The organism is Pseudomonas sp. CJQ_9, assembly GCF_043106615.1.
Lineage (GTDB): Bacteria > Pseudomonadota > Gammaproteobacteria > Pseudomonadales > Pseudomonadaceae > Aquipseudomonas > Aquipseudomonas juntendi.
The window spans coordinates 63449-84978 of sequence record NZ_JBICMS010000055.1; the positions used below are offsets into that span (position 1 = coordinate 63449).

Genomic DNA, 21530 nt, shown 5'->3' on the forward strand with positions numbered 1-21530 from the left:
CACGGCTTTACAACTCAGCCATGTGTGGCCAATGTCCGAACCGAGCCGTCCAGTCCCTTCCCTCTTTCGTCATTCACGCTGGCGAGAATGGCGTCAGCGGCTGGCGTTCTGGATCGGAGCGCTGCTGGTAGGGCTGGTTGCGCTGGCTTTCGCTTGGCTGGCCGACGAGGCCTTCGCCTCGTTCAAGCGCTTGGTGGGCCGGGCACCCTGGGCTCCCCTGCTGATAACCCCAGTGGGTTTCGCCTTGCTGGCCTGTCTGACGCAACGCTGGTTTGAGAATGCCAAAGGCAGTGGTATTCCCCAAGTCATCGCTGCCTTGGAAATACCCTCTCGACGGCTGCGAGCCCGATTACTCTCGCTCCCTGTGGCTGCCGCTCGCATGAGCCTGACTTTGGGCGCGCTGCTGGTCGGAGGCTCGGTTGGCCGCGAAGGCCCCACCGTGCACATCGGCGCGGCTGTGCTCTATACCTTTGGCCGGCGCCTGGGCCTGCATGGCCGGCGAACAATCGCAGGCCTGGTGCTCGCCGGCGGCGCAGCAGGTATCGCAGCGGCCTTCAATACCCCATTGGCGGGCATTGTGTTTGCCATCGAGGAATTGAGCCGCACGTTCGAGCAACGATTCAGCGGGCTGGTGCTCACTGCGGTGCTGATCGGCGGCGCCGTTACCCTCGGCTTGATGGGGCATTACGCCTATTTTGGCGAAATCAGCGGTCGGGTGCCGACGGGCTGGGGCTGGAGCGTCGTACCGGCTTGTGCAGTGCTGGGTGGGCTGCTGGGTGGCTTTTACGCCAAGCTTGTGCTGCCAACCGACAAGGGGTTGCTAGGCCGCCTATGTGCGGCACGCGGGCGTTACCCCGTGCGTTTCGCTGCAATCTGTGGGCTGTTGCTGGCCACTTTTGGGCTCGTGTCTGGCAATCATGTATTTGGCACTGGGTACGAAGAAACACGCGCCTTGCTTGAAGGCCAGCCGATCACGGACTCAAGCTTTCTGCTGTGGAAGTTCTTGGCCAATGTCGTTTCCTACCTCTCCGGTATTCCTGGCGGTCTGTTTTCGCCCTCGCTCAGCATAGGTGCGGCATTTGCGCCCGTGTTGGGTTTGATCCCCAGTGTCGACCCGCAAGCATGCGCACTACTCGGCATGGGTGCCTACCTGGCGGGTGTCACGCGCTCGCCACTCACTGCCTCGGTCATCGTGCTTGAACTGACGCACAGCCCGGACCTGGCCATTCCCATGCTGGCAGCAACACTGATGGCCGCCGCCATCTCTGGCTGGGTATCGCCCGTCTCGCTCTATCATGCCCTGGCCAAGCAGATCATCGACAAGCTTCATGTCCCGGCGCCGGTCGTGCCCAAACCTGGCAGTCGCGAACAGTGAACCATCCTGCTTTTCCGGCCTGATGACACGCGCCTGGGGCTCGAGCATTCGGGCCGAAAAAAGGCGTGTTGGCCAAGGTCCTGACCAGCGGATGCACCCAAGTGCATGTTCATACCGTCGCGCATTGTGCCGACAGTGTTCGCCTGGAGCATCATGCCCGCCCTGCAAAGCACCTACCCTCCCCCAGTCAACGGTGTAAACCCGCCACCCCGCCACCCGATCCCATGGAAGCCCTGGACATGCTTACCCACTTCAGACCTGCCGAGGCCTCGGACGCGCCCGATATCGCGCGCTTCTTTCAACTGACATCAGAAGGCATGGCCGATTACATATGGAGCAAGCTGGCCGCGCCGGGAGAAGCATTGCTGACTGTGGGTACAGCTCGCTATGCCAGGGAACAGGGTGATTTTTCATACAAGAACTGCCTGATGGCCACCTGCGAAGGTCGCGTCATCGGCATGATGCACAGCTATGCACTGCACGCGGCCCCTGACCGGCAGGTCGAGACCGACCCGGTACTCGCGCCTTACGCCGACATGGAAATACCCGACACCTTGTACATCTCAAGCCTGGCCCTGGATGAGGCCTGGCGCAGCCAGGGCCTGGGCGTGCAGTTCCTTCGCCACGCCCAGCAACGCGCTGAGGACCTTGGCTTGCAGGGCCTGTGCCTGATCGACTACGCGCAAAACCACGGTGCACGGCGCTTCTACGAACGCCATGGCTTCAAGATCGTGAAAACCTGCCAGATCGTGCCGCACCCGATGCTCGCCGTCACCGGCGAAGCCTATTTGATGTATCGCCCTAACCCTAACCCGCTCGAGAAATAACCATGACCCAGAAACTGACCGTGTTCCGCGAGATGGATATCCAACCGGTGCGCGACCTGCCCTTCTTCGAAGAGGTGGTGGAAGGCGACCCGCACACGCTGACGTCCAAGTACTACCACGATGAACAGCAAGGTCGTATTTCCGGCGAATGGGAAGCCAGTCTCGGAGCGTGGCGTATCGACTACAAAGTCTGGGAATTCTGCCATGTGTTGAGCGGGCGCTGCGTGATCGAGCTCGACGGCTGTGCGCCGGTCACCCTCGCCGCTGGCGACACGTTCATCATCGAGCCCGGCGCCAAAGGCAAGTGGACTGTGCTGGAGGACATGAAAAAGAACTTCGTGATCCTCGTGCCCGCAAACTAGCCAGCGCAGGCGCGTCAGCGAGCCTGTCAATTCAGCGGCGTGAAGCTTCCACGGCGCTGAATACCAGCATGCCCACGAGCATGGCCGCCACGAACAGCCAAGCCTGCCAGTAGCCGCCAATCAGCAGCACCAGTGCCGGGCCCGGGCAGATGCCAGCGATCCCCCAGCCGACCCCAAACATGAGGCTGCCGCCCACCAGCCGCTGTCATTATGGCATTGCGGGCAGGCAGCCTCCATTGAAGGTCGCGAACAGTGCCCGTGCCAGCGCACCCCAGGTGTTGTCGTGCAGCCCTTTGACAACTGCCACGTCACCCCTGGGAGCGCTTGGGCGAGATCACCAGCACACTGGACGACAAGCGGTGCAGTACCCGTTCGGCAGTACTGCCGATGAACCAGCCGATACCACGGTGGTGATAACTGCCCATCACCAGCACATCGGTGTCATGGTTGTCCATGAACAGGGCCAGCGCCTTGGCAGGGTCACCAATGCGCATATGGCGGTGCTCGACCGCTATGCCGTTGCGCTCGGCAAGTGCCTGGAAGGCATCGCTCTGGGCTTCATGCAGTGTGTGCGCCAAGTTGGAATCGAACAGAAACGCGTGTTCCCGACTACCGTCGGCGTCCAGGTACATCGAGCCCAGATCGTAGGCATACAGCAACTCGATTTGCGCATTGCACTGCAAGGCCAGTTTCAGCGCCTCGCTGATGATCTGGTCATTGAAACCTTCGATCTGATCCTCTGGCCTGGACAGGTCCACAGCTGCCAGGATCCTGCGCGGCAACGCATGGCTGGCCTTGTGCACCAGGTGCAGCGGGACGCGGGTTTCGCGCAGCAGTTGTATATCCAGGGAAGTGAACATGGCGCGTGCCCACCAAGGCTCATGCTCGAAGGCCTTGATCAGCATGGCGAAGGGCTGTTCGCGCAGGTGCACCAGAATCTCGTTGAGCGGGTGCTGCACCCACAGCACTTCGGTGGTCACGGTGAGACCGGTGCGGCGCATCGGTTGCGCTTGGGCTTCAAGCCAGTCGCGGTGCTGCTGCACATAGCCTTCGCGCATCGCGGCCAGTGCCTGTTCATTGACCAGGCCTGCGGTCGCAAGGCCTTCCACATAGTCGAACGCCACAATATGCAGCGCCATGCCCTTGGCCTTGGCCAGCGCGGCGGCGCGGTCGTAGACGGGGGTTCGGCGCATCAGCGGCGACGCTATCAACAGCAGTCTTTGCGGGGTTTGCATGGCACACCTCAACGGTTGCGTGACTTGCTCGCAGCATCGTTCAGCCGTGCTTGGCAGACTTGACGTTTGTCAACCGACCCGCTCACGGACCAACGGCATCCGTCACACCGAGGTTATTTGACACAGATCAAACTGTTGCCGGATGACAGGCGCAACCTAACCCCACCGCAACGCCCTAATCCGTCAGACCTTGTCGGCCAGTTGCAAGCAGCAGTGGTTCCTTGCCAGTACAGGCTTTGGAGACCCCTATGAACGTGTTTATCGCCACCAACACCGAAGACAACCGCTACTGGGTCCACATGGACAGTTGGCAGGTACGTTTCAGCACGCTCGCTGAAGCCCAACAGTTCGTCGACCGGCTCAACGCCCGCCTCAACGCACCCCATTCGCCGCACATGCTCGCCAGCTGGTCTGCGCATACAGGCGTCACTGGCCAGGCGGATAAGCAATGGGCAAGGGAGGCATGAGCATGCAGGGTCAACCGAACTGTAAACCGCTGGAACCGCCAGCTTGCCCGCCGGTTCACCTGAAACCATTGACCACGCTGTGCAGTGAATGCCGGGTCAGCGGCCTGTGCCTGCCCACCGGCCTGCCCCTGTATGACAACAGCTGCCTTGGCGCACTGATCGGGCCGCGCTTGCGCATGCGCAAGGGCGCCTCGTTGTTCAACGCCCATGATCCGCTCACCACGCTATATGCCGTGCGTTGTGGCAGTTTCAAGACCAGCCTCAATACCGCCGATGGGCAAGGGGTGGTGATCAATTTCTGGATGCCGGGTGACGTGCTGGGGCTGGATGCCATCGCCACCGACCACCATGTCTGTGACGCCATCGCCCTGGAGGACAGCGAAGTCTGCCCCATCCCATACCGGCGCTTGCAAACGCTGGCACGCGACTTTCCGGTATTGCAGCAAAGCCTGAACCGCTTGATGAGCCGGGAGATCGTCCGAGAGCATGAGCGCGTGTTGATGCTGTGCAACCTGACCGCCGAGCAGCGCCTGGCCAACTTGCTGATCGGGCTGTCCAGGCGGTTCGTCAACCGCGGCTACTCTGCCCACGGCTTCCTGTTGCGCATGTCGCGCGAGGACATGGCTTCGTACCTGGGCCTGCGCCTGGAAACGGTGTGCCGAGCGGTCGCCCGCCTGCGCGCGCAAGGTATCGTCAACCTGCACGGCAGGCTGGTGGAAATACTCGACATGCCGGCCCTGATGGCCCTGGAAAAAGGCGAGCCAGGCAATGAGTGCCTGCGAGCCCTGAACGTGCCATGCTCGATACGCTGAATGTCGGCCACGGCGCCGTGGCGCTGGGCATCGGCATGCTGGTTGGCCTGGAGCGGGAGCGCAAGAAACGTGGCGATGAGGAACAGGCCGCCGCCGGGCTCAGGACCTTCGCCATCACGGCGTTGCTCGGTTACATCAGCATGCGGCTGGGCGGCCCGATGCTGGTCGGGATCAGCAGCCTTGGCCTGGTGCTGCTGCTCTACCTGCAGTGGCGCAACGCACCCGCGGCAACGCCAGATGTCACCGGCCAGATCGCCCTGTTGCTGGTGCTTGCCCTGGGTGCGTCAAGCGTTGCCGAGCCCGAACTTGCCGCTGCGGCAGGGGTGGTCTCGACCGTCTTGCTGGCCCTGCGCCGCGAGTTGCATCATTTCGTATTGCAGCAACTGAGTGAGCAGGACCTGCGCAATGGCCTGACGTTGCTGACGGTGGCCCTGGTGGTACTGCCACTGACTCCGGACCGCCTGCTGGGCCCCTACCACGTGCTCAACCCACGCACGCTCTGTACCCTGGTGGTCCTGCTGATGGCGGTTGGCGCCATGGGCCATATCGCCATGCGCCTGGTGGGCACCCGCTACGGCCTGCCATTGAGCGCGATCGCATCTGGCTTCGCGTCCGGTTCGGCGACCATCGCCCTGCTGGCCCATGACGCCAGGCGCCAGCGCGCAGCGGTGCGGCCCATCGCGGCGGCGGCGGTTTTGTCCAACCTGGCGACAGTCACGCAGTTCGCCTTGGTGCTCAGCGTCATCGACCACCACCTGCTCGGCCCTTTTCTGCCCGCGCTCGGCCTCGGCGCCCTGGTTACCGCCGCTTACGGCCTGACGCTGCTGGCCCCTTGGCGGGCCATTTCCAGCAGCCCGGCTGTGAGCCCCAGCGCTGGTGCCTTCAGTTTATGGACAGCGCTCATCATCACCCTTGCCCTCACCGGTATCGCGTTGCTCTCGGCCTTTCTGCTGGAGCACCTGGGCCACAGCGGCGCGAGCATCGCAGCGTTCCTCAGCGGTCTGGGCGATGCCCACGCCGCCACAGCGTCGGCGGCCGCGCTGGTGGTCGCGGGCCGGCTGCAGGTGACTGATCTTCAGGTACCAGGCATGATGGCACTGACGGGCAACACGCTGAGCAAATGCGTGTTGGCGTTCAGCAACGGTGGCTACGACTTCGCGCGTTACCTGGTGCCGGCGCAGCTCGGCATACTGGCGGCGATGTGGCTGGGCATGCTGATTTGAGCGCCATTTCGATGAGCCTGCCAACCTGCCCTACGCTTTGTGCAATGGCAACAGCGCCGCTGCTGCGCAACCGATAGAGGTTCAATAGCATGGATGACCCACTCGCCAAACTCGACCACTACATCGAATCACTCGGTCCCATCGCCGATGCTCTCGAGCAGCAAGTAGGCCCTTGCCCCACTACACGCCCAGTGCTGATCGCGTGGCTAACGCAGATCAAGCAAACTGACCTTGCACGTATGCCTATCGGCAAAAAGCCACCCAGCTTGCCTGCCAGCTTGAAAGCGGCCTACCGCCGATGGGCGAAACTGGGGGCCAGCGAATAAGGTCAAAAACCCGCCTCAACAACTGTCGGGCAGCCGTGTGCGGAGCATTGCGATGTTTCCCGCGGTCGAATTGCTAACAGACTTCTGGCACTGCTTCCTGATGGCGGGTACCCCACCTGCCATTTAGCGTGTGCCAGGCGTGATTCGGCTCACACAAAGGCTAAACGGCAGGGAAAAGACAAGTATGGTCGCATTTGATCTGCACAGGATGTTGCTAGGCGAATTCCCATTAACCTTCCTGTTGGAGGTCGCCGTCCGGGTATTAGCGGCTTTCCTGGCCGTTTTTTATTTTCTCAAGTTCAGCGGGCGCCGTGGGATCAAGCAGCTGTCACGCTTTGAACTGGTAGTGATTCTGACGCTGGGGTCTGCGGCGGGCGATGTGACGTTTTATGAGGATGTGCCGCTTCTGCCGGTAGCCCTGGTGTTCATTTCGCTGCTGCTGCTGTACCGCGGCACCATCTACCTCATGAAACGAAGCAAAACCTGCGAGGCGTGGATTGATGGCCTGCCCATCACCGTGGTCAAGGACGGGATGTACGAGGTCCATTCGCTGCGCAACCTGAACATTTCAGCCAATGAACTGTTCATGGAGCTGCGCCAACAAGGCGTAGAGCATCTGGGGCAAGTCCGCTTGGGCCTGCTGGAGACCGATGGCGACCTCAGCCTGTATTTCTACACTGCCGAGGACACCCGGCCGGGCTTGTCAGTGCTGCCTGCCGAACACCGCCCGGAATACAGATCCCCACCCGCGGCCGGGCTATACAGCTGCGTGGGCTGCGGCTTTCCAACCTACCATGAGGCTGAAGATACGCGCTGCTGCGCACGTTGTGGCCACGGCGTCTGGTCGCCGGCACTGGACACCTTGCGCAGTCGATAAGGCAGGCTGCCCAAGCCGGCGAGGCTAAAGCTTGAAGCGGACATGAATACAGCTCTTGCTATCCTGGCGGTCAACGCTCACCGCGGCGCTACCATAACCAGAGTAGCTTTTGACCAGGCGCATACCCAGGCCGGTGCCCGTCGGCTTGGGGTAGTTGTCCGGGAAGCCATCGCCTTCATCGCGAACGGTGAGCAATGCATGGTCGCCTGCATGCTTGACCAGCACGTCAATGGTGCCTTTGCCGTACTTGAGCGCGTTGGTGATCAGCTCGGAGATGACCAGGCCCAGGGGCGCCATTCGTTCAGGCGGCAGCACGAAATCATCGGCCTCCAGCAAGATTTTGCGGTCTGCCAAGGCCTTGCCCAAATCCTCGAGCAATGCGTTCAGGTAATCTGCAGCATGCACGCCCTGGTCTTCAGCGGCCTGGTACAGCCGCTCGTGAACACTGGCAATGGTGACTACCCGACCAGCCGCTGTTTCGAGCTGCAGCTTGACCGCCGCGTCAGCTGCCAGGTTTGCCTGCAACAGCAATAATGTGTTCACCAGATGCAGGCTGTTCCTGACCCGATGATGAATCTCCTCCAGGTAGAGGTCGCTGCGGTCTTGCCGGGTGTTCTGCGCCTCGATCAGTGACAGCAGTTGGGCCTCGTACTGATGACGTGCGGTGATGTCCCGCGACACGGCGATCACCCGTTCAACCTGACCATCCACGGCCATGATCGGCGCCACCGTCACATCCCACCATTTCGGCTCAGCGGGCGATAGAGGGCAGTACGCCTCGAACCGCATGGTCTCACCTGCGCCGACTTTGCCGAGCGCCTCCCATACCAGTGACCTGGATTCCTCTGGCCATAGCTCATGCCAGCGCTGGCCTACAACCTCAGCGGCGCGGGCATTCATTAACGTCAACCCAGCTTCGTTCATGAACTCGATGTGGCCATCGGCAGACATGATCTCCACCCAATCAGGGCTGGCGTTGAGGATTGTCTCGGAATAAGGGTCAGGGTGATGCACCTCGCTCCCTGCGGCAATGCGTTCAGCGGCGAGTGAAATGACGGTGGCAATGCCCTCCAGAAACACCAGGTCGCTTTCAACGAAATCCTCGCCGTTGCTGCTGTCGGCCTCGAGTACGCCGAATGGCCCAAGCACACCGCGGATTGGTACGTTGATCGCTCGCTCGATACCATATTTTTTCAGCAGCTCAGGGGTGCGGAACCGATTTTCCATGCCAAGATGATTCGACAGTACTGGCCTGTAAGTTGCCAGCGCATACCCCGCCGGGCTGGCCTCGTCCCCTCCCACGGTAGCTCTGCCGATGTCTGCCGGGTCCCAACCAACCCCATGGGACAAGACGAAGCCATCGCCGTCCAATTCAGGTTGGAGGACCTTGGCATAGCGTGTGTTCATGCCCTCGGCAACGACCTCACAGGCCCGCGTCAGCAAGTGATCAAGCTCCGTGACTTGCAGCGACACCACGCCAAATTCGACGACCAGTTCGTGTTGGCGGTGCAGGCGTGCATGGGTTCGATTCAAGGCTGCACGGATTGTTTCGTCCGTAGGTAGCTGCTGCATAGGGTTCCCTTTGTAGTGTGCAGGAACGCGCCCAGCCTCCACCCATAGCGAAGGCGGTTCGCTTACCGCCTCCCTACGATAGCCGTAATCCATTTCCGTGCGCCAGTGCTCGACTCACCGCTTAAGCGCAGGGCTGATCATCACTGGTCACTGTACGCCGTAAACACAGGACGCGGTGCATAACATGACGAGGCGTCGCAGCGGCACTTCCCTTGTTTGGCCGGTGAGTAAGGCGCTGTTCACAGCAGGCGCCCACCCGCGGTGGTTACAGTTCGTACGGGCTGACCATGAGCCGCGTAGCACGATCGCTCAACCCTTCCACCGCTGTAACCCGGGCAATTTCAATACCATTGCGGACGATGACAACCACCGTGCCATAGATGACTTGTTCCAGGATGTACTCAAGGCTGGTCTGGGCTTCGGACAGGTCATATTTAACTTGGTGCACGATGGCTTTCCTTTTGGGATGTTCGATTGGGGTGAGGTTCACGCCCTCAAGCCCGCTGCCCGGGTCAGGCAACATGCTGGTCAATATAATGATGCGCGCAAGGGGAAATGTGATGCCTAAAAACACCCCGTGGAAAGCTATTTTCGATTGATTATTCGCTTTGATCGCTATCAGCACATTATCTATTCGCCCACATCAGAAGGCAGAGTCCTGCCCGGCTCCGCTCCGGCCACGTGCAAATCGACTTTCCAATCGCGAGGCATCAGCCCATTTTCATTCCTGCAGATAAAGTCTTGTTTCATGCAGGCTATTTTTTCAGTGAATTGAAACGCATAGCCTGCACCCATGTTCTTTCCTCTCTGGATACAGCTCATGAAAGCCGTCGTTTATAGCCAGCCCGGTTTACCCATTCAAAACCCACAGTCGCTCTATGACACCGAATTGCCCGCTCCCCTGGCGGGTGCCAGGGACCTGTTGGTCGAGGTCAAGGCCATTGCGGTAAACCCTGTCGATACGAAAATACGGGCAAGCCGTGGTGGCGAGCAGCCACAAGTGCTTGGCTGGGACACCGTCGGCATCGTGCGCGAGGTGGGCAGTGAAGTGACCCTGTTCAAGCCCGGGGATGAGGTGTTCTACGCGGGCGCCATCGATCGCCCCGGCAGCTACAGCGAGCTGCATGTTGTCGACGAGCGTATCGTCGGGCACAAGCCTCGTAGCCTGGATAACGCCGATGCTGCGGCGTTGCCGCTGACCTCCATCACCGCTTGGGAGTTGCTGTTCGACCGCCTGGGCATCGAGGAGCAGGCTGGCCAAGGGCAAAGTCTGCTGGTGGTCGGCGCTGCCGGCGGGGTGGGCTCCATCCTGATCCAGCTTGCCAGCAAGCTTACGCAATTGACGGTGATCGGTACCGCGTCAAGGGCTGAAAGCCAAAAGTGGATCGAGGACTTGGGTGCGGACCATGTCATCGACCACACCCGGCCGCTTGCCCCTCAGCTTGCAACCCATGACCTCGAGTCTGTCGATTATGTGATCAGCCTGACGCACACCGACGCGTACCTGGACCAGTTGATCGAGGTGCTTCGCCCACAAGGCAAGCTGGCGCTGATCGACGATCCGGCGCAGCTGGATGTCGTGCCCCTCAAACGCAAGTCACTGTCGTTGCACTGGGAGCTGATGTTCACCCGCTCGCTGTACCAGACCCACGACATGATCAAGCAACACGATCTGCTCGAACGTGTCTCCAGCCTGGTCGATGAGGGGGTTCTGCGGACAACCCTGGGCGAGCACTTCGGTGCAATCAATGCCGAGAACCTCAGGCGTGCGCACGCCGTCATCGAGAGCGGCAAGGCCCGAGGCAAGATCGTGCTGGAAAGCTTCTGAGCGGAGCGCGAAGCGATCAGCGCCCGTTTCACGGGGCGGTGGCACCGCTCGTCGCTTGATCGGCGCATTGGAACCAACGCGTGCGTACCAGCCTCCTCGAACCGGTATGAGCGTTCTCAACTGCAGGAGCTTTTACCATGCGCGACTACCCTACCCCGCCGTTCCCGTCTCAACCGCAAAGCGTTCCTGGTACGCAGCGCAAGATGGAGCCATACCCGGATTGCGGCGAGCAGACCTATACCGGCCATGGCCGGCTCACAGGCAAGATCGCCCTGATCACAGGGGCCGACAGTGGCATCGGCCGGGCTGTGGCCATCGCCTATGCCCGTGAAGGTGCAGACGTTGCCATCGGCTACCTCGATGAGCATGAGGATGCGCAGGAAACCGCACGCTGGGTCGAGGCTGCAGGCCGCCAATGCCTGCTGCTGCCTGGTGACCTGGCGCACAAGCAACACTGCCAGGCCATCGTGGCCAAGACCGTCGAGCGGTTTGGCCGCATCGATATCCTGGTGAACAATGCAGCGTTCCAGATGGCCCACGAAACCCTGGAGGACATTGACGATGATGAATGGGTGAAAACCTTCGATATCAACATCACCGCCATTTTCCGCATCTGCAAGGCGGCGCTGCCTTCCATGCCCAAGGGCAGCTCGATCATCAATACCAGTTCGGTCAACTCCGACGACCCATCCCCCAGCCTGCTGCCGTATGCGGCGACCAAAGGTGCCATCGCCAACTTCACGGCGGGCCTGGCGCAGTTGCTGGGCAAAAAGGGTATTCGCGTGAACAGCGTAGCCCCAGGGCCCATCTGGACCCCGTTGATTCCGGCGACCATGCCGGATGAGGCGGTCAGGCACTTCGGCTCCGGCTACCCCATGGGGCGCCCTGGGCAACCCGTGGAGGTTGCGCCGATCTACGTGCTGCTGGCGTCTGACGAAGCCAGCTACATCAGCGGGTCGCGCTATGCCGTCACTGGCGGTAAACCGATTCTTTGACTGCACAGGGCTCGTCAGTAGGCGAGCCCTGCTTCGACAGCTGTGTGGCCCATTGCGCTGAACCAATGGCCTTGTATGTGCGTCTACTGCCACACCACAGTGAGTCGCTCTGCCATGGCAACAGACCCGGTGATGGCCGTGCTCGGCTACCTTAAAGACAACCATTTGATCCTCACCACCGCTGAGTCATGCACAGCTGGGTGCATGGTCGCGTTGTTGGCTGCTTTGCCCGGTACGGGCGAGGTTCTGGAAAGTGGCTATGTAGTCTACTCCCCTAGCGCCAAGAAGCGCTTGCTTGGCGTAAGCGCCGAAACCATCGAGCGCTATGGCCTGACCAGCGAAGCCGTTGCCTGGGAAATGGCCTTGGGCGCCTTACGCGACAGCCAGGCCAATGCCGTGATCGCCACGACTGGCGTGGCAGGCCCCGGCGCCGAATCTGGGATACCGCCGGGCACGCTATGCTTTGCCTGGGCCTTCGCTGGCGAACCGGTGGGGGTTTTTACCCGCACCCAACGATTCTTCGGCGAGCGCGCCGAGGTCATGCGGCAAGGCGCCTTGTTCGGTCTAACCCGCCTTGCTCACTACCATCAACGCTGGCTTCGGGGGGAACGCGCCTGAGGCGTATCCACTAGGGCCTGGTAGCAGCGTCGGCCGGCTATGTCTTAGACCCCGCTTCACCCTCAGGCTTCGCGCCAAGCATCGCATGCACCCTGCCAATCAACTCGTCAACGGCGAAAGGCTTGGTCAATAAAGCCGAGGGGTCACGCAACAGCTCATGTTCGAACAGTGTGGGGTTTGTGTAGCCGGTCATGAAAATCACGGGCAGCCCCTGGCGAATCTGGCAGCCGGCCGCCGCCATCTCTCGGCCGTCTATGCCGCCAGGCAGCCCAATGTCAGTCACCAGCAAATCAATGCGCGTGTCCGAGGACAGCAGCTGCAAGCCGGCTTGGCTATCAGCCGCCTCGATGACGGTGCAGCCCAACCCGCCCAGCACATCACTGACGAACAGGCGCACAGAAGGCTCATCATCGACGATCAACACAGTACGGTCAGACCACCGGCCACACAGGCCGTGGTCAAGTGCTGCACGGCCCGCCAACTGCGGCTGGCCCCTTTCTGCCGGCAGCGACAATTCAACCCGCGTCCCCACCCCCTTCTCGGAGCTGATCCGCACCTGGCCACCCGACTGCTTGGCAAAGCCATAGACCATCGACAAGCCCAGCCCAGTGCCCTCACCTATCGACTTTGTGGTGAAGAACGGCTCGCACGCCTTGGCTAGCGTATCTGCAGACATGCCCGTGCCGTTGTCGGTGACGCTGATGGTCAAGTATTCGCCTGGCTGCAGTTCGGCATCCAGCCCAGGGCCGGCTACCAAGGTGTGGTTGATCGTGGCGATCGTGATCTTGCCAGGCTTCTGCGCAAGGGCATCCCGCGCATTGATGCACAGGTTCAACAGGGAGTTCTCGACCTGTACCGGGTCAACCAGGCACGTGGCCGACTGCGCGTTCAGCTTGACCTTGAGGGCAATCGACGGGCCGACGGTGCGACTGATAAGGTCCTTCAGGCCATCGACCAGCTCATTGACATCGGTGCGCACCGGCAGCAGGGGCTGCCGACGAGAGAACGCCAGTAACCGATGCGTCAACGCAGCGGCTTTCTGCGCGGCCCGGTGCGCGACGTCGAGGTACCGCTCAACGTCCGCAGTCCGCCCAGCCTTGCCGCGCATCCGGGCAAGGTCGAGGCTGCCAATGATGCCGGCCAGCAGGTTGTTGAAATCGTGGGCGATGCCACCGGTGAGCTGACCTATAGCCTCCATTTTCTGCGACTGGCGCAGTGCCTCCTGTGCCGCCTCACGCGCAGCAACCGCTTCGCTGACCCGCTTCTCCAGCGTGCGGTTAAGGTCCAGCAGTTCAGCCTCTGCCTGCTTGCGGGCGGATACATCAATGGAAGAGCCGATCAGGCCGATGATCTGCCCGGCTTCATCCACAAGCGGGGCCTTTACCGACAACCAGGTCGTTGCCGAGCCGTCAGGCATGTCGACCCGCTCTTCAACCTGCACAGTCTTGCCGCTGCGCATGACCTGCCGGTCCGTTTCCATCACTTGACGCGCCTGGTCTTTGTCTTCCAGAAATTCCAGGTCGGTCTTGCCCAGGTAGAATTCGGGCGGTTTGCCGATCAGCTGCGTCGCGCCGTGGTTGGCGATGAGCATCCTGCCGTCGAGGTCCTTGGCGTACACCACACCCGGCACGGCGGCAGTGAACGTACGCAGCAAAGCCGAAACTCGATCGCGCTCCGCCTCTGCCGCCCTGCGCGCCTCGATGTCCATGAGCACCCCCGGAAAGCGTACGGCCCGCCCGGCGGCGTCCAGTTCAGCATGCCCGTTGGCCTCGATCCAGTGGTAGATACCCTCCTCGTTGCGGACCCGATATTCACAGCGGAATGCCCCGCCGCGGGCCACCGCGTCCTGAATATCGCGGTGCACACGTTCACGGTCATCGGGATAGATCGCCGTAAAAGCTTCAGCCAGCGGAATGCCTGCCTGACATAGCTGGGCAGAGATCCCGAACGACCGGGAGAAGCGCTCATCTGCCGTTACCCGGTCGTTGGGGATATCCCAGACCCAAGTACCCACTACAGCGGCCGCCTGCAGAACAAGCCGCAATTTTTCCGAGGAATCATCTGCAATAGGGAGTAATTCAGAACGGGCATTCAATGCCGACTGTGCGGCAACCCCTTCTTTATTCATGATCCACCTCTGTGGGAGCCTCATAATCCTGGCAATCTCGGTAGCCGCTGCTCACCGACATATGACGCTGGGTACAGGTCACGGACCAGGCTGTAGATGAAGGTGTACAGAGACTATTACGCTAACGCAATGGGTTGGACCGCAAGCAGCTGCAAACAATTCAATTACTGGTAGGGTGCAGCCGTTGCCGGCGGCTCAAGTAACGCCGGTTGGCCCATCCAGCACCTGCCGGACCCGGCGGGCGAGGTCATGGGGCTGGCAAGGCTTGGATATCACCTCGAACTCCGAGCCGCCGATGTCGGTGCGCTCGATCGAATTTTCGGCATAGCCAGTCGTGAGCAATACCTTGATCTGCGGTTGCAACCGGCGCACCTCCCGGGCAAGCATGACGCCGTTCATGCCGCCTGGCATGATCAGGTCGGTGAACAGCAGGTCGTAGCGCTCGCCGGCCTGTATGAGCTTCAACGCTTCCCGCGCATTGAGCACCATGTCGGCAGCGTAGCCGTAATCCTCGAGCACCATTTTTGCCAGCTCTGCCACATCCGGCCGGTCTTCGACGATCAGAATACGTTCTGAGCCGCCACTGCGTTCGACGGTCTTCACGGCGGGCTGCTGGACGATCTTGGCATCGTCGACCGGGAAGTAGAGGCGCAGGGTCGTGCCTTCCCCCTCCTCGGTGTAGATGCGTGCAGCCCCACCGGATTGCCTGGCGAAGCCGTAAACCATCGACAGGCCCAGCCCCGAGCCCTTGCCCTCTTCCTTGGTGGTGAAGAACGGGTCCATGACCCGGTCACGGATGCTGGCCGGCATGCCAATGCCATTGTCGGTCACGGACAGGCTGACATAGTTGCCGGGCAAAAGGCCGTCGAAGGAATGATTGATGTCGGTGACCAGCACATTGCGGGTTTCAATGAACACGTGCGGGCGCTTGCGCCCTATCAGCGCGTCGCGCGCGTTCATGAAGATATTGAGTAGTGCCACCTCGGCCTGCGTGGGGTCGATGCGACAATTGCGCAGGTTGGCCTCGAAATCGAACTCCACCAGCACATCGGCGCCGAAGGTCCGTTCCATCATGGGCCGCAGGTCTTCGACCAGGTGGTTGAGGTTGAGCACGCGCCCATGCAGTTTCTGCTTGCGGGCAAAGGCCAGCAATTGCTTGGTCAGCGTGCTGGCGCGCTCCACCGCCGTCTGCGCGTGCCCCACACTGCGCCGGATGCGATTCAGGTCGACCTGGGTCTTGTCGGCTTCGTTGGCAATCAGACCCAAGTACCCACCCATCACCTGCAACAGGTTATTGAAATCATGGGCGATACCGCCTGTGAGTTGGCCCAGCGCCTCCATTTTCTGGGCCTGGCGCAAGGCGTCCTCGGCATCGCGACGGCGGCTGACGTCCAGCTGCGAGGCAAAGTGATAGATCAGGTCGCCGCGCTCGTTGAAGATCGGCGAGATGAACAGCGCGTTCCAGAAGCTGGAGCCATCCTTGCGGTAATTGAGAATTTCCGTGGCGATATCCACACGCCGCTCGATGCTATCGCGCAAGGTTGCCACCACCTCGGTATCGGTTTCCGGGCCTTGCAGGAACCGGCAATTGCGCCCGTGGATCTCTGCCAGCTCATAGCCGGTCATGTCGAGGAACGCCCGGTTGGCGAAAATGATGGGGTTATCGTCACGGTTGGGGTCGGTGACGATCATGGGCATCCGCGTAGTTTCCACGGCCGCGAAGAACATGTCGTGGGGCAGCTCGGAAATATCCCCTGAAGCCTGGTTACTGACGCGGGCCTTTTTACTGCTCACGGAAAACTCCTCGATCATTACCGATGCAGGTCCCATCTGGACACCGACAGCGGGCAGATTGCTCAATGCAGACAGCAACGTCGCCGGGCCTGCGCTGCCGGTGTATGTGGCCCACTGAATTTGCCAATAAATCGCCGTTTCTGAACGTTGCCGACTTGCCGAGTTCCCCGGCATGGACCATCTTGAAAGCAGCCACCGCAGGAGTCGTATCCATGAGAGCACTGACTTACCACGGGCCACAGGACGTTCGCGTCGACAATGTTCCGGATCCCATCCTCAAGCACGACGACGACGTCATCTTGCGAGTCACCGCCACGGCCATTTGCGGTTCTGACTTGCACCTGTACCACGGCAGGATCCCGCAGACCAAAGATGGCGACATTTTCGGCCACGAATTCATGGGTATCGTCGAAGAAACCGGCCGCGGAGTGACCCACTTGCAGGCCGGTGACCGCGTGGTGATCCCGTTCGTGATCGCCTGTGGTAGCTGCTTCTTCTGCCAGCTCGACCAATTCGCCGCCTGCGAGACCACCAACCGCGGCCCCGGCGCCATCCTCAACAAAAAAGGCATACCACCCGGCGCCGCCCTGTTCGGTTACAGCCACCTGTACGGTGGCGTGCCCGGCGGCCAAGCCGAGTATGTGCGCGTGCCGAAGGCCAATGTCGGCCCGTTCAAGGTGCCGACGGCGCTGCCCGACGACAAGGTGTTGTTCCTCTCCGATATCCTGCCCACCGCCTGGCAAGCGGTGACCAACGCCCAGGTGGGTCAGGGTTCGACGCTGGCGATCTACGGTGCCGGGCCGGTCGGGCTGCTGAGTGCCGCCTGCGCGCGCATGCTGGGCGCCGAAACCATCTTCATGGTCGATGCCAACAAACACCGCCTGGCGTTCGCCCGCGACGCCTATGGCGTCGTGCCGATCAACATCGAGGAAAACGACGACCCGGCCGACAGCATCATCCGCCACACCCCGGGTATGCGCGGGGTAGATGCAGTGATTGACGCAGTAGGTTTCGAAGCCAAGGGCAGTACCGCCGAAGCGGTGTTGACCGCATTGAAGATCGAAGGCAGTAACGGCAAGGCGCTGCGCCAGAGCATTGCCGCCGTACGCCGCGGGGGGATTGTCAGTGTGCCAGGGGTGTACGCCGGGTACGTTCACGGGTTCATGTTCGGCGATGCCTTCGACAAAGGCCTGACCTTCAAGATGGGCCAGACACATGTGCAGAAGTTCCTGCCCGAACTGCTCACCTACATCGAGAATGGGCGCCTGCAACCCGAACTGATCGTGACCCATCGCATGGCACTGGAAGAGGCGGCCGCGGCCTACAAGATGTTCGATCAGAAACGTGACAACTGCCGTAAGGTCATACTGGTTCCAGGTGCTGCGCCAAGTGGCCTGGCCGCTGATGTTGGCACAGGGGGACCAGGTCATCGTTAAGCCGAGGGTTGCTAGCGGCGGCGTTGCTCAGGCCAGCTGGATGAACACTGCATAGGCACCCAGGATTAGCCAGAACACCAGGAATATCCAGGGTGTACGCAGCGAGAACAGCAGAGACTTGCGGTGCCCGGCCTGTGATGTTTCCGTCTCACTGAACAGTGGCGACTCGTCATAGGCCAAGCCCATCAACGGCTCGCTGCGTAGCAAATGGCTTTGTTTGAGTTGCCAGTGCTCGATGATCCTGTAGGCGGCGCGGATACCTGGCCAGGCATTGAGCGAGCTGAGTATGCCAAGCAGGGCCAGAAACGGCGGCACCACCAGGGTGAACATTTCGCCCCAGCTCTGGTTGAGGTTGCCCATCGATGACACGAACGCGATCACCAGAAATGACTGTGCGGCCAGGTAGGCGTCGGTGCGGTTGGCAAGAATACTGGTCTCATACTGGATTTCACCGCGATAAAAATCCAGCCGCTCCTTGGGTGAGCCGAACATACGAGCGTTGTGCGCGCTGATCTCATGCTCCGGCGTAGTGGGGGTGATTATGCGCGGCACAGGTCGGCTCCTGAAGGGGGTGAGTTATTGGTTGCAAAACAGCCCACGCCTCAGGCGCTATGCACACCCTTCTCGCGCGCTTCCTTCTGGGCGGTGGAGTCATGCGAAGTGCCCCCGGAGCCATCCGGCCGCTGGGCATCGTTGTCGCGCTCCTGTTCGCCGGTGGTTTTGGCCTGTTTGACAGTTTTGTCTTTTTCGGAAGGTCTCATGGTGCTTATCCTTTACTGTGTTCTGGTGATGAGGGGCCGGTACCGCGCTTGATGCCCCGTGGCCCCCAGATACCCCAGACGGCCAGGCCGACAATTGGCAGCGCGAGCAGTAGCAAGGCCCACATCGCCTTGGTTGCATCGGCCTTGTCGCTACGAAAGACACTGACAATTGCCCAAAGATCGACCAGCAGGATGATCACCATCACAGCGATCCAGAAATATGTCACCGGCTCATTCATCTCAGCTCTCCTGGTAAAGGGCCGGTTTGAACAACGGCCTCTTAATCAGCTGAAGCTTTAGCGCGCCACGAAGTTCAGCGGGTCTTGCTGAAGCTGGACCAACGGCAGGCGGCGTGCAGGCAGGTATCAGCTTTTGCCCGGCCCGCCGTTCGAGAACTTCTTCACATCAATGGGCTGCGCAACGAACTCAGGGCCATCGCCCGAGGCGCGCCAGCGCACGTTTCCGATGCCATAGCGCTCAGCCATGGGGCGGCTGACCTTCTTGATCGTGTGCTGGCCAAAGCGGGGGATAATCCCCACCCCTGCGTCACAGCTCGCCCAGTGCCAGGCTTCGGCGTTGTCCATACGCTCCAGGCGGATGATGAAGGTGCGGAATTCACCGTGAAGCTCATACTCGATCACATACAACTGCTGCCCTGCCATTGGACTCTCCTCCATCGATTCAGGCTAATGGAGTAAACCGACGCGAGAAAATTCAGAAATTTTTGACCACTTGGTCATTGCCCTGCTCAGCACGCCGGTTCGCTGATCAACCGCATTGAACCTTGCCGCTTGCCACTGGCTCAACACTTCGCAACCGTGAACTTTTTCCCGCCTATGAGGGGTACCCCATGAACGCAATCGAACTGTTGATCCAGGACCACCAACTGGTGAAGAAACTGCTCGAAGAACTGTCCTCGACCACCGAGCGCGCGGTCAAGAAGCGTGCAGAGCTGCTTGCCCGGATCAAGCAGGAGGTCGACATCCACACGGCCTTGGAAGAAGAGATCCTGTACCCGGCGATCAAGCAGGCCGGCGGCAAGGAAGAGGCCAAGATGTATTACGAGGCCAAAGAGGAACACCGCACTGTCGACTCGCTGGTCATTCCGGATTTGCTGCATACCGAAACCGGCACCGTGGAGTTCGCCGGCCGGGTCAAAGTGATGAAGGAGCTGCTCGAGCACCATATCGAGGAGGAGGAAAGCGAACTGTTCCCGACTGCCCGTAAGCTCTTGGGCAAGCAGGAGCTGGAGGAAATGGGGCTGGCCATGGAGGCGCAGAAGAAACTGCTCAAGGAAGAACAGCGAGCGGCATGACCTTGGCCTGCGCGCCCTCCCAGGGCGCGCAGCCACCGGCTTTATTCCGTAGGGTTTTCGGTGTTGATCATCGGCACTGCATCTGCCAGCGAAAACGCCCGACGCTGCTCACGCCGCCGGGCGAACGGGCGCGCAGGCAACGGTTCCAGGCGTTGCGGCTGGCCGCTCAGCAAGGCGCGCTCGATTGCCGCCACCACCCGCACGTCGCGCCAGCCTTCTTCACCGTCAGGTTCCGGCATTTCATTGCGCAAAATGCAATCGGAGAAGTAAGCGGTCTCCCCGGCAAACTGGTCGACAATCGGGTTGACGTGCACACGCGTTTCGCCACCGATCGTGGCACGGTAACTGATAGCGACCCCTTCCCCGTAGCCGAAGCAAGGCGAAGCTTCGATCTCGCCTTCCGTACCCAACAGCTGGAAGCGCTCCGTGTCTGGCAACGTGTAGCTGATGGTGAACTGCGCCAGCCGCTCCTCGGGAAAGCGCAGGCTGACAGTGACCGTGTCCCAGGTGTGCAGGGTGCTGCCCGGCGAGTGGACCCCCACGGCGCTGACCTCGATCGGCTCGGCATTGAACAACTGGCGGGCCATGTTCAGCGGATAAGGGCCCATATCAGGCACCGGCCCGGCAGCAAAACCGTTATGGGCTCGGTGGTTGCCGGGTTTGACACGTTGGGTGAAGGTCGAGGTAAACAACCGCGGGTCGCCGAAATGGCCTGCATGCACACGCTCGATCATGTCCAGCGTGCCAGGCTCGCAGTGCAAGCGGTAGGCGATCATCAGCTTTGCCCCCGAGCGGTGCGCCGCCTCGATCATCGCTTGGCAATCAGCCTCGCTGGTGCCCATCGGCTTCTCCAGCAGCACATGGATACCGGCCTCCAGTGCGGGGATCACAAACTCGCGATGGCGAAAATTAGGCGTGGCGACATATACCGCGTCCACCTCACCGGCGCTTAGCAGCGTCGTGTACTCCTCGTAGGCATAGGCTTTGAGCCCATAGTGGGCGGCCAGGTGAGTAGCCTTCTGCGCATCGCCGGTGACCAGTGCAGTGATTACCGAGTTGTCGGTCTGGCCGATGCCGGGCATGAACGCACCTTGGGAAATCGAACCACCGGCCACTACGCCATAGCGGATCTTGCCTGCTGCGGTGGGCATTGAACTGCTCCTTTTCATCAGGATGGTTGAGCACTTGAGTCATGGAAATGGGCAAGCCCACAGGTTGAGAGGTTCCATAAATCTGCCTGCCCCGGGCCGTCAGGTATTGTGAACCACGCCAGAAAGACTGCGGTCCCACCATCAAATGCATGTGTTTGGGTAGCTTTGATGACCGACTTGATCGACTGGCTTGAATGGCCTGCCATGATCCTGACAGTGTTGGCCGCCTGGTGTATCGGCTCACGCCGGCCCGGCAGGCGTAAGCTGGGGTTCTGTTGCTTCATTGGCAGCAATGTGCTGTGGGCGATATGGGGCTGGCAGGCACAAGCCTGGGCACTGATCATTCTGCAGGTATGCCTGTGCGGCATGAACTTGCGCGGCTGGAAGAAAAACACAGCCATGGAAGCGGGCTGAGCCCTTACGCATCT

General features: G+C 60.9%; 24 protein-coding genes and 1 pseudogene. 14 read left to right on the top strand and 11 right to left on the bottom strand.

Annotated features, from left to right (window positions below):
* Window positions 1–31 precede the first annotated feature (31 nt).
* The 3 genes from ACF8SD_RS10285 to ACF8SD_RS10295 all read left to right on the top strand — a co-directional run bounded on the left by ACF8SD_RS10285 (window position 32) and on the right by ACF8SD_RS10295 (window position 2564).
* Window positions 32–1375 carry a chloride channel protein gene (locus ACF8SD_RS10285; protein ID WP_392484846.1) on the top strand — a complete coding sequence of 448 codons (1344 nt, stop codon included), beginning with the start codon at window positions 32–34 and terminating at the stop codon, window positions 1373–1375.
* A gap of 224 nt (window positions 1376–1599) precedes the next feature.
* Entirely contained in the window at window positions 1600–2202 is a 603-nt protein-coding gene (locus ACF8SD_RS10290) for a GNAT family N-acetyltransferase (RefSeq protein WP_392484899.1), read from the top strand.
* Window positions 2203–2204: 2 nt separating this feature from the next.
* Window positions 2205–2564, top strand: a complete 360-nt coding sequence (locus ACF8SD_RS10295) for a cupin domain-containing protein (protein ID WP_173889520.1) — start codon at window positions 2205–2207, stop codon at window positions 2562–2564.
* Window positions 2565–2595: 31 nt separating this feature from the next.
* Here ACF8SD_RS10295 and ACF8SD_RS10300 read toward each other — a convergent pair.
* Both ACF8SD_RS10300 and ACF8SD_RS10305 read right to left on the bottom strand, forming a co-directional pair.
* A pseudogene (locus ACF8SD_RS10300) lies at window positions 2596–2769 on the bottom strand (DUF6691 family protein); the annotation flags it as partial.
* 103 nt (window positions 2770–2872) lie between these two features.
* Entirely contained in the window at window positions 2873–3799 is a 927-nt protein-coding gene (locus ACF8SD_RS10305) for a universal stress protein (protein ID WP_392484847.1), read from the bottom strand.
* Window positions 3800–4047: 248 nt separating this feature from the next.
* Between ACF8SD_RS10305 and ACF8SD_RS10310 the strand changes: the two genes are divergently transcribed.
* The 5 genes from ACF8SD_RS10310 (at window position 4048) to ACF8SD_RS10330 (ending at window position 7504) form a co-directional block, all read left to right on the top strand.
* A complete protein-coding gene (locus ACF8SD_RS10310; RefSeq protein ID WP_392484848.1) occupies window positions 4048–4266 on the top strand; it encodes a hypothetical protein in 219 nt (72 codons plus the stop codon).
* A 2-nt stretch (window positions 4267–4268) separates the two neighbouring features.
* Window positions 4269–5078: a helix-turn-helix domain-containing protein gene (locus tag ACF8SD_RS10315; RefSeq protein WP_249414273.1), complete on the top strand. Its 810-nt coding sequence runs from the start codon at window positions 4269–4271 to the stop codon at window positions 5076–5078.
* Window positions 5063–6301 carry an MgtC/SapB family protein gene (locus tag ACF8SD_RS10320; RefSeq protein ID WP_392484849.1) on the top strand — a complete coding sequence of 413 codons (1239 nt, stop codon included), beginning with the start codon at window positions 5063–5065 and terminating at the stop codon, window positions 6299–6301. Before ACF8SD_RS10315 ends, ACF8SD_RS10320 begins: the two co-directional genes overlap by 16 nt.
* 89 nt (window positions 6302–6390) lie before the next feature.
* Window positions 6391–6627, top strand: coding sequence for a hypothetical protein (locus ACF8SD_RS10325; RefSeq protein ID WP_392484850.1), 237 nt, complete (start codon window positions 6391–6393; stop codon window positions 6625–6627).
* A gap of 184 nt (window positions 6628–6811) precedes the next feature.
* Window positions 6812–7504, top strand: a complete 693-nt coding sequence (locus ACF8SD_RS10330) for a DUF421 domain-containing protein (RefSeq protein WP_392484851.1) — start codon at window positions 6812–6814, stop codon at window positions 7502–7504.
* Window positions 7505–7528: 24 nt separating this feature from the next.
* Here ACF8SD_RS10330 and ACF8SD_RS10335 read toward each other — a convergent pair whose 3' ends face one another.
* Together ACF8SD_RS10335 and ACF8SD_RS10340 are read right to left on the bottom strand one after the other, a co-directional pair.
* The gene (locus tag ACF8SD_RS10335) at window positions 7529–9076 is read right to left on the bottom strand and encodes a sensor histidine kinase (protein ID WP_392484852.1); all 1548 of its coding nucleotides are present in this window, start codon (window positions 9074–9076) and stop codon (window positions 7529–7531) included.
* Window positions 9077–9341: 265 nt separating this feature from the next.
* Window positions 9342–9701, bottom strand: a complete 360-nt coding sequence (locus tag ACF8SD_RS10340) for a hypothetical protein (protein WP_392484853.1) — start codon at window positions 9699–9701, stop codon at window positions 9342–9344.
* Between the two features lie 195 nt (window positions 9702–9896).
* Between ACF8SD_RS10340 and ACF8SD_RS10345 the strand changes: the two genes are divergently transcribed.
* The 3 genes from ACF8SD_RS10345 (at window position 9897) to ACF8SD_RS10355 (ending at window position 12517) form a co-directional block, all read left to right on the top strand.
* On the top strand, window positions 9897–10904 hold the full coding sequence (locus ACF8SD_RS10345) for a zinc-binding alcohol dehydrogenase family protein (protein ID WP_173889535.1): 1008 nt from the start codon (window positions 9897–9899) through the stop codon (window positions 10902–10904).
* Window positions 10905–11041: 137 nt separating this feature from the next.
* Entirely contained in the window at window positions 11042–11899 is an 858-nt protein-coding gene (locus ACF8SD_RS10350) for an SDR family oxidoreductase (protein WP_392484854.1), read from the top strand.
* A gap of 114 nt (window positions 11900–12013) precedes the next feature.
* Complete coding sequence (locus ACF8SD_RS10355; RefSeq protein WP_392484855.1) at window positions 12014–12517, top strand: CinA family protein; 504 nt, start codon at window positions 12014–12016, stop codon at window positions 12515–12517.
* Window positions 12518–12554: 37 nt separating this feature from the next.
* Here the strand turns inward: ACF8SD_RS10355 and ACF8SD_RS10360 are convergent, their stop codons facing one another.
* Window positions 12555–14645, bottom strand: a complete 2091-nt coding sequence (locus tag ACF8SD_RS10360; protein WP_392484856.1) for a PAS domain-containing protein — start codon at window positions 14643–14645, stop codon at window positions 12555–12557.
* A gap of 195 nt (window positions 14646–14840) precedes the next feature.
* Window positions 14841–16439: a histidine kinase famiy protein gene (locus ACF8SD_RS10365; RefSeq protein WP_173889543.1), complete on the bottom strand. Its 1599-nt coding sequence runs from the start codon at window positions 16437–16439 to the stop codon at window positions 14841–14843.
* A gap of 212 nt (window positions 16440–16651) precedes the next feature.
* Here ACF8SD_RS10365 and ACF8SD_RS10370 point away from each other — a divergent pair, with 212 nt between their 5' ends.
* A complete protein-coding gene (locus tag ACF8SD_RS10370; RefSeq protein WP_392484857.1) occupies window positions 16652–17875 on the top strand; it encodes a zinc-dependent alcohol dehydrogenase in 1224 nt (407 codons plus the stop codon).
* Window positions 17876–17902: 27 nt separating this feature from the next.
* On the opposite strand, the gene ACF8SD_RS10375 is transcribed toward ACF8SD_RS10370, so the two are convergent.
* From ACF8SD_RS10375 to ACF8SD_RS10390, 4 genes are all read right to left on the bottom strand, one after another.
* Entirely contained in the window at window positions 17903–18427 is a 525-nt protein-coding gene (locus ACF8SD_RS10375) for a hypothetical protein (protein ID WP_274410433.1), read from the bottom strand.
* A gap of 50 nt (window positions 18428–18477) precedes the next feature.
* Complete coding sequence (locus ACF8SD_RS10380; RefSeq protein ID WP_173889548.1) at window positions 18478–18636, bottom strand: hypothetical protein; 159 nt, start codon at window positions 18634–18636, stop codon at window positions 18478–18480.
* A 5-nt stretch (window positions 18637–18641) separates the two neighbouring features.
* Window positions 18642–18875, bottom strand: a complete 234-nt coding sequence (locus ACF8SD_RS10385; protein WP_173889550.1) for a PLDc N-terminal domain-containing protein — start codon at window positions 18873–18875, stop codon at window positions 18642–18644.
* A gap of 126 nt (window positions 18876–19001) precedes the next feature.
* Window positions 19002–19298, bottom strand: coding sequence for a DUF6555 family protein (locus tag ACF8SD_RS10390; RefSeq protein ID WP_173889552.1), 297 nt, complete (start codon window positions 19296–19298; stop codon window positions 19002–19004).
* A 188-nt stretch (window positions 19299–19486) separates the two neighbouring features.
* Here ACF8SD_RS10390 and ACF8SD_RS10395 point away from each other — a divergent pair, with 188 nt between their 5' ends.
* Window positions 19487–19951 (top strand): hemerythrin domain-containing protein, encoded by a 465-nt coding sequence (locus ACF8SD_RS10395; protein ID WP_009685522.1) that lies wholly within the window; start codon window positions 19487–19489, stop codon window positions 19949–19951.
* Window positions 19952–19992: 41 nt separating this feature from the next.
* Here ACF8SD_RS10395 and ACF8SD_RS10400 read toward each other — a convergent pair whose 3' ends face one another.
* On the bottom strand, window positions 19993–21102 hold the full coding sequence (locus ACF8SD_RS10400; RefSeq protein ID WP_173889554.1) for a Gfo/Idh/MocA family protein: 1110 nt from the start codon (window positions 21100–21102) through the stop codon (window positions 19993–19995).
* A gap of 168 nt (window positions 21103–21270) precedes the next feature.
* Between ACF8SD_RS10400 and ACF8SD_RS10405 the strand changes: the two genes are divergently transcribed.
* A complete protein-coding gene (locus ACF8SD_RS10405; protein WP_173889556.1) occupies window positions 21271–21516 on the top strand; it encodes a hypothetical protein in 246 nt (81 codons plus the stop codon).
* The last annotated feature ends 14 nt before the right edge of the window (window positions 21517–21530 follow it).

What these genes read in the sequence shown, in the direction of transcription:
- ACF8SD_RS10285 (WP_392484846.1), top strand. Translation starts at nt 32, where the DNA reads ATGTCCGAACCGAGCCGTCCAGTCCCTTCCCTCTTTCGTCATTCACGC.
- ACF8SD_RS10290 (WP_392484899.1), top strand. Translation starts at nt 1,600, where the DNA reads ATGGAAGCCCTGGACATGCTTACCCACTTCAGACCTGCCGAGGCCTCG.
- ACF8SD_RS10295 (WP_173889520.1), top strand. Translation starts at nt 2,205, where the DNA reads ATGACCCAGAAACTGACCGTGTTCCGCGAGATGGATATCCAACCGGTG.
- ACF8SD_RS10305 (WP_392484847.1), bottom strand. Translation starts at nt 3,799, where the DNA reads ATGCAAACCCCGCAAAGACTGCTGTTGATAGCGTCGCCGCTGATGCGC.
- ACF8SD_RS10310 (WP_392484848.1), top strand. Translation starts at nt 4,048, where the DNA reads ATGAACGTGTTTATCGCCACCAACACCGAAGACAACCGCTACTGGGTC.
- ACF8SD_RS10315 (WP_249414273.1), top strand. Translation starts at nt 4,269, where the DNA reads ATGCAGGGTCAACCGAACTGTAAACCGCTGGAACCGCCAGCTTGCCCG.
- ACF8SD_RS10320 (WP_392484849.1), top strand. Translation starts at nt 5,063, where the DNA reads ATGCTCGATACGCTGAATGTCGGCCACGGCGCCGTGGCGCTGGGCATC.
- ACF8SD_RS10325 (WP_392484850.1), top strand. Translation starts at nt 6,391, where the DNA reads ATGGATGACCCACTCGCCAAACTCGACCACTACATCGAATCACTCGGT.
- ACF8SD_RS10330 (WP_392484851.1), top strand. Translation starts at nt 6,812, where the DNA reads ATGGTCGCATTTGATCTGCACAGGATGTTGCTAGGCGAATTCCCATTA.
- ACF8SD_RS10335 (WP_392484852.1), bottom strand. Translation starts at nt 9,076, where the DNA reads ATGCAGCAGCTACCTACGGACGAAACAATCCGTGCAGCCTTGAATCGA.
- ACF8SD_RS10345 (WP_173889535.1), top strand. Translation starts at nt 9,897, where the DNA reads ATGAAAGCCGTCGTTTATAGCCAGCCCGGTTTACCCATTCAAAACCCA.
- ACF8SD_RS10350 (WP_392484854.1), top strand. Translation starts at nt 11,042, where the DNA reads ATGCGCGACTACCCTACCCCGCCGTTCCCGTCTCAACCGCAAAGCGTT.
- ACF8SD_RS10355 (WP_392484855.1), top strand. Translation starts at nt 12,014, where the DNA reads ATGGCAACAGACCCGGTGATGGCCGTGCTCGGCTACCTTAAAGACAAC.
- ACF8SD_RS10360 (WP_392484856.1), bottom strand. Translation starts at nt 14,645, where the DNA reads ATGAATAAAGAAGGGGTTGCCGCACAGTCGGCATTGAATGCCCGTTCT.
- ACF8SD_RS10370 (WP_392484857.1), top strand. Translation starts at nt 16,652, where the DNA reads ATGAGAGCACTGACTTACCACGGGCCACAGGACGTTCGCGTCGACAAT.
- ACF8SD_RS10380 (WP_173889548.1), bottom strand. Translation starts at nt 18,636, where the DNA reads ATGAGACCTTCCGAAAAAGACAAAACTGTCAAACAGGCCAAAACCACC.
- ACF8SD_RS10385 (WP_173889550.1), bottom strand. Translation starts at nt 18,875, where the DNA reads ATGAATGAGCCGGTGACATATTTCTGGATCGCTGTGATGGTGATCATC.
- ACF8SD_RS10390 (WP_173889552.1), bottom strand. Translation starts at nt 19,298, where the DNA reads ATGGCAGGGCAGCAGTTGTATGTGATCGAGTATGAGCTTCACGGTGAA.
- ACF8SD_RS10395 (WP_009685522.1), top strand. Translation starts at nt 19,487, where the DNA reads ATGAACGCAATCGAACTGTTGATCCAGGACCACCAACTGGTGAAGAAA.
- ACF8SD_RS10400 (WP_173889554.1), bottom strand. Translation starts at nt 21,102, where the DNA reads ATGCCCACCGCAGCAGGCAAGATCCGCTATGGCGTAGTGGCCGGTGGT.
- ACF8SD_RS10405 (WP_173889556.1), top strand. Translation starts at nt 21,271, where the DNA reads ATGACCGACTTGATCGACTGGCTTGAATGGCCTGCCATGATCCTGACA.